This is a genomic window from uncultured Marinobacter sp. (genome assembly GCF_963974375.1).
Classification (GTDB): Bacteria; Pseudomonadota; Gammaproteobacteria; order Pseudomonadales; family Oleiphilaceae; genus Marinobacter.
This window is the reverse complement of the sequence record NZ_CAXBDN010000279.1, coordinates 1-5475: the sequence shown is the minus strand read 5'-3', so window position 1 is coordinate 5475 and position 5475 is coordinate 1. Positions and strand designations below refer to the sequence as shown.

The following is a 5475-nucleotide window of genomic DNA, read 5'->3' as shown; positions in this document are numbered from 1 at the left end:
TGCGAATTTCCCCAAAGGCGTCAGCCGCCTCCATGGACGGCACGGAGACGCGGACGATATCGGCGCCGGCGACCTGCAAGGCTTCGATCTGGGCGACCGTTGCACTGACATCGCAGGTTTCGGTGTTGGTCATGCTCTGCACGGCAATCGGCGCATCCCCGCCGACAGGCACATCACCCACCATGATCTGACGGGATTTTCGGCGAACAATCGGTGATTCGTGTTTCATAGTGCTGAGACCGGAGTTATCAAGTGTTTCGAAATCTGATTCAGGGTGCGAGGGTCATCACAACCCGGTTATTGCGCGCGGGGTACTGGCTGATATCTACCTCGTCACCGGAAAAACTCATTGAGCTGACGGCGTCGGCCGCACCCAGGACGACCCTCATGGGTGCGGTGCCCGCAATGTCCAGGGTTTCACCTGATCGCCGCAGGGAGGCCACCAGAGTCCGACCGCTGGCGTCAGACACCTCGACCCAGCAGTCGTCGGTAAAAGTCGCCCGCAGGCGGCTCTGGCCAGTCGGCACAGTGGCTGAGGTCTCACCCGCATCTGCGGGTTCCGGTGCTGCCACCGAATCAACGGCAGAGAGTGCGAGATCCGGATCCTCGATCATGGGCGCTTCTTCCGACGCGGTAATGACGGCATCGTCATCGGCGACGGTGTCTGTCAAACCGTCACCCTCTCCTCTTGTATTGTCAGCCTGGGTGACCGCAGTGGTATCCGCGTCAGCGCTCATCGTTTCCGGCTCAGAGGTGGTTTCAGCCGAACTCGACACGGGTTGCGCGGCGGCTTCCACTGCCTGCTCTGTGGCCACCAGTTGCGGTTCATCCTGGTCCCGGGAAACCATATCCGATTCCGGCGCCGGCGCGGTGTCCCCCAAATCCCCGTCTGGTGCCAGCACTGAGGTCTCAGCCGGCGCTTCCTCGGACATGTCCTCTGTGATCAGACTCTTCAGATAAAAAGAGCCCACATAAACCAGAGACACCAGTAACAGCAGAACGATCACAACCCGGGCAATACGTTTCTTCAGACGTTTACGGCGCTCGATATAAACCAGTGGGTTGGATTCGACCTGGGCCTGACGTTCCTTTCTTGCCGGTTCCAGTTCCTGATCCAGTTGACGGATGACACTGTCCCCGTCAACACCTACTCTGGCGGCATAGGCCCGCACGTAGCCTTTCAGGAATAACTCGCTGTCGATCTTGCTGTACTCACAGGCATCAATGGCGGTAACCACTGACACCCGCAGATTAAGCTGTGTGGCCAGGTCGGCAACGGAAAGTCCCGCACTGTCGCGGGCCTGCCTGAGCCGCTGGCCAGCTTTGAGCCGGGACTGTTCTGGATTCGTGGTTTCAGTTGTCATCAGCTACCAGGGCCCTGTATTGACGATACTCAACGGAGTCCGGGAACTGATTTCTCAGCACCAGTGCCAGACTCGACTCCTGGTCGTACTCCCGGAAATGACGGGCAATACGAATGCCCGTTAGCAGACTCTCCGGGGAATGCGTCAGATTCGGACTGCGCTGGATCAACCCCGCCAGACGGCTGTAATAACGTGAGGCTTCGCTGTATTCACCCAACTGTACAAGCACTCTGGAGACCGCAAGCAATGACCGGGGGTCGCCCCGATTGAGCTCTGAGGCACGGCGATAGGCGTTAACAGCCGATTCAGTATTGGTCAGACGCTCTTCCGTCAAACCGAGATTGAAAAACACCGAACCGCGATCTTCGTAACTGGTGTCCCGGGAGGCAAGTTCAAACTGCTGCCGTGCGCCCTCGAAATTTCGCTGGTTGTAAAGGAAGGCACCGTAGTAAACCCGGCCACGGGTATACCCGTTGTCACTGCTTAATGCCTGCTGGAACGACCGCTCGGCGAGTTCCGGTTCACCTTCCGCCTGATACAGTAAACCCTGCACGGCCAACGCTGGGGCATGCTTGCTATCCAGTTCCAGGGCCCGGTCAAGATGTGCCCTGGCCCGGTCAAAACTGCCCTGGGAGGTATAGGCCGACGCCAGCCGAACGTAGTTCTCAACGGCATCAGCACGATCCGCTTCACGGGCAAAACGACTGTCCGTCGTGGTGACGCAACCGGAAAGCACCAATAGCCACGCCCCCAGCAGAAACAAAACAGCCGGAAACGCTCTGACCTGAACTCGTTGACTCATCATCCTTTCCTGATCGCTTTTGTGATCTTTCCTGTCTGCACTCAGGGTGTTACCTGCTGCACCTCGATATAACGCTGACTGCGACGGGTCCGGTCTTCAACTCTGCCTACCAACTGCCCACACGCGGCATCAATATCATCGCCCCGGGTCGTGCGAATGGTGGCCACGTAACCCGCCTCGTTCAGAATTTTCTGGAAACGTCGGGTGGCATTCATGCTGGGCCGCCTGAAATCACTCTCCGGAAACGGGTTGAACGGAATCAGGTTGATCTTGCAGGGCAGCCCTCTCAGGAGTTCAGCCATCTCCTCGGCATGCTCTGGCTTGTCGTTCATACCTTCAATAACGGTGTATTCAATGGTCGCCTTGCGCTTGTCCGGCAGACGGGCCAGATAGCGGCGAGTGGCCGCCAGTAACTCCGCAATCGGATATTTCTTGTTCAACGGTACCAGTTGATTACGCAACGCGTCATTAGGCGCATGCAGCGAAATCGCCAGGGACACGTCGGTGACCTCGCCCAGCCGGTCAATGGCCGGCACCACACCGGAGGTACTCAGCGTCACCCGGCGCTTGGAAATGCCGTACGCCAGATCCTCCATCATGAGGTTCATGGCATCCACAACATTGTCAAAATTCAGTAACGGCTCGCCCATACCCATCATCACGACATTGGTAATGGGGCGGTCTGCGTTGGGCTCAAAGGGCATGAAGGCCTTGCGAGCCACCCAGACCTGACCGATCACTTCTGCGGCCGTCAGGTTGCGGTTGAATCCACGCTTACCGGTAGAACAGAAGGTACAGTCAAGACTGCAGCCAATCTGTGACGACACACACAGGGTTCCGCGCTCTCCATCCGGAATCAGCACCGTTTCGACACTGTTTCCGCTGTCCATCCGCATAACCCACTTCCGGGTTCCGTCCTTCGAGGTTTCATCATAGACCACTTCCGGGCCACGAACCTCAGCGATTTCCTTAAGACGATCCCGTAACACCTTGCTCATGTTACTCATCTGATCGAAATCGTCCACACCCCGCTGATGCACCCACTGCAATATCTGAGTAGCACGGAAACGTTTTTCCCCGAGCGACTCAAAGAAGGCTTCCAGCTTCTCCTTCGGCATTCCCAGCAGGTTGATTTTTTCAACAGCAGTATTCATGGTCAGTCTCAATCAGATCAGAGTCGGGACCGGATCAGGATCCGGCCCCGGGACAGTTATCAGCCGCGGGGGCAGATTTCGCTGTCGTTAAAAAAATAGGCAATTTCGCGCTCTGCTGATGCAGCCGAGTCAGAACCATGTACCGCGTTGGCATCAATGGATTCCGCGAAATCAGCACGAATGGTGCCGGCAGCCGCTTCTTTCGGGTTGGTTGCTCCCATCAGATCACGGTTTTTGAGGATCGCGCCCTCACCTTCCAGAACCTGGACAACCACCGGACCGGAGGTCATGAACGCAACCAGATCACCAAAGAACGGACGCTCTTTGTGTTCGGCGTAAAAGCCTTCAGCCTGCTGCTGGGAAAGATGCTGCATCTTGGATGCAACAATGCGCAGGCCGGCTTTTTCAAAGCGGGTGTAGATTTCACCGATCACGTTTTTGGCAACGGCATCCGGCTTGATGATGGAGAGCGTGCGCTCTGTGGACATAGTCTTGCTCCAGTAGATTTAAGGGTTGAAATTCCGGCCTGAGATTATACGCAGTCAGGGGCCAACTGCCTACCGCAGCGACTATTTGCCCGGCCCCGGACCTGTAACGGTGGTGGCCCACGGGATGCCCCGGTGGCCGCAATCAGACGGCGGCTGACCGCCTGCCCCGCAAGGTGGTGACCACCCGCACAACCTGGTCGGCCGCAAAGACGGCTTCATCAAGGGTGCTGAAGCGGCCAAACGAAAACCGCAGGGAACTGTGGGCGTCAGGATCAGACAGGCCAATGCCGCGCAATACATAGGAAGGTTCCAGCGTCGCCGAGGCGCAGGCGGAACCTGAAGACAGCGCAAGATCCCTGAGCCCCAGCATCAGCGACTCCGCCTCGACGCCGGCGAAACCGACATTCAGGATACCGGGCACCCTGGCCTCGGAATGCCCGTGCAGGTGGACTCCATCAAGCGAACCCAGTCCCTTCAGAAACGCTGAACGGAGCCTTTCAAGATGCGCGGTATCGTCGTCCAGCCGCTCTCTGGCGATCTCAAAGGCTTTACCCATACCGGCCAGCTGGTGGGTCGGCAAGGTCCCTGAACGCATACCCCGTTCGTGACCACCGCCGTGAATCTGGGCCTCCACCCGCACCTCAGGTGCCCGACGCACATAAAGCGCCCCGACACCCTTGGGGCCATAGACCTTGTGGCCGGATAGCGACATCAGATCGACCTGCAGCGCAGTCACATCCACCGGCATTTTGCCCGCGGCCTGGGCGGCATCAACATGCAGCAGCACCCCGCGGGACCGGGTCAGCTCACCTATGGCGGCAATATCGGTGATGGTCCCCAGCTCGTTATTCACCAGCATCAGGCTGACCAGAACCGTTTCCGGCCGCAGGGCTTCAGCGACCTGCGACGCATCCACCCGGCCTGCCGCATCGGGCGTAAGCCAGGTCACCTCACAACCGTGATCTTCCAGCCAGTGACAGGTATCCACCACCGCCTTGTGCTCGATTGCCGAGGTCACCAGGTGCGGCCTGGCGCCATTGAGTCCCTGGCGCTTTGCGTCAACAACACCTTTGATGGCCAGATTGTCCGATTCCGTCGCTCCCGATGTCCACACGATCTCTCGCGGATCCGCGCCGATAAGCGCCGCCACCTGCTGCCGGGCCTGCTCAACCGCAGCCTCTGCCTGCCAGCCATAACCGTGAGAGCGGGACGCAGGATTACCGAAGACGCCATCAAGGGTAAGGTGACGTGCCATTTCCTCTGCAACCACAGGGTCCGTCGGCGTGGTTGCCGCGTAATCGAGATATACCGGTGTTTTCATAAAGAGTTCGTTCAGACAGACGCCTGGGTTTCAAGGCGTTCGGTATTGATGGTTTGGGCATCTTCAGCAGCGGTTTTGCTGTTCTGGCGACTCGCCACCTGCTGGATTTCATGCTTTTTCATCAGGTCAGCAAGGCTGATTTCACTGAGAAACTGGTGAATCTGGTCGCTCAGATCGGACCACAGATGATGGGTCAGGCACATCTCGCCGTTCTGGCAGTCGCCCTTGTTTCCACAGCGGGTGGTATCAAGGGATTCGTTGACGGCATCCACGACATCGGCGATAAACACTTCTTCACCTGTGCGCCCGAGACGGTAACCGCCACCGGGACCACGCACACTGATCA

7 protein-coding genes are annotated in these 5475 nt (G+C 58.2%); all 7 read right to left on the bottom strand.

Going from position 1 to position 5475, the window contains the following annotated elements; genetic code table 11:
* The coding region (locus AAC035_RS18170; protein ID WP_339806511.1) for a flavodoxin-dependent (E)-4-hydroxy-3-methylbut-2-enyl-diphosphate synthase at positions 1 to 229 on the bottom strand (229 nt) is incomplete at its 3' end.
* A 40-nt stretch (positions 230 to 269) separates the two neighbouring features.
* Positions 270 to 1364 (bottom strand): RodZ domain-containing protein, encoded by a 1095-nt coding sequence (locus AAC035_RS18165; RefSeq protein WP_339806510.1) that lies wholly within the window; start codon positions 1362 to 1364, stop codon positions 270 to 272.
* On the bottom strand, positions 1354 to 2166 hold the full coding sequence (pilW, locus tag AAC035_RS18160; RefSeq protein WP_339806509.1) for a type IV pilus biogenesis/stability protein PilW: 813 nt from the start codon (positions 2164 to 2166) through the stop codon (positions 1354 to 1356). The genes AAC035_RS18165 and pilW overlap by 11 nt, the downstream gene beginning before the upstream one ends.
* Before the next feature lie 41 nt (positions 2167 to 2207).
* On the bottom strand, positions 2208 to 3320 hold the full coding sequence (gene rlmN, locus AAC035_RS18155; RefSeq protein WP_339806507.1) for a 23S rRNA (adenine(2503)-C(2))-methyltransferase RlmN: 1113 nt from the start codon (positions 3318 to 3320) through the stop codon (positions 2208 to 2210).
* A gap of 59 nt (positions 3321 to 3379) precedes the next feature.
* Positions 3380 to 3808, bottom strand: a complete 429-nt coding sequence (ndk, locus tag AAC035_RS18150) for a nucleoside-diphosphate kinase (protein ID WP_339806505.1) — start codon at positions 3806 to 3808, stop codon at positions 3380 to 3382.
* A 142-nt stretch (positions 3809 to 3950) separates the two neighbouring features.
* Positions 3951 to 5129: an IscS subfamily cysteine desulfurase gene (locus AAC035_RS18145; protein WP_339806503.1), complete on the bottom strand. Its 1179-nt coding sequence runs from the start codon at positions 5127 to 5129 to the stop codon at positions 3951 to 3953.
* A gap of 11 nt (positions 5130 to 5140) precedes the next feature.
* Positions 5141 to 5475, bottom strand: a 335-nt coding sequence (locus AAC035_RS18140; protein ID WP_339806502.1) for an Rrf2 family transcriptional regulator, incomplete at its 5' end; no start/stop codon positions are given.

Bases quoted from the DNA above. Each gene is read 5' to 3' on its own strand.
- AAC035_RS18165 (WP_339806510.1), bottom strand. From the start codon at position 1,364: ATGACAACTGAAACCACGAATCCAGAACAGTCCCGGCTCAAAGCTGGC.
- AAC035_RS18145 (WP_339806503.1), bottom strand. From the start codon at position 5,129: ATGAAAACACCGGTATATCTCGATTACGCGGCAACCACGCCGACGGAC.
- pilW (WP_339806509.1), bottom strand. From the start codon at position 2,166: ATGAGTCAACGAGTTCAGGTCAGAGCGTTTCCGGCTGTTTTGTTTCTG.
- rlmN (WP_339806507.1), bottom strand. From the start codon at position 3,320: ATGAATACTGCTGTTGAAAAAATCAACCTGCTGGGAATGCCGAAGGAG.
- ndk (WP_339806505.1), bottom strand. From the start codon at position 3,808: ATGTCCACAGAGCGCACGCTCTCCATCATCAAGCCGGATGCCGTTGCC.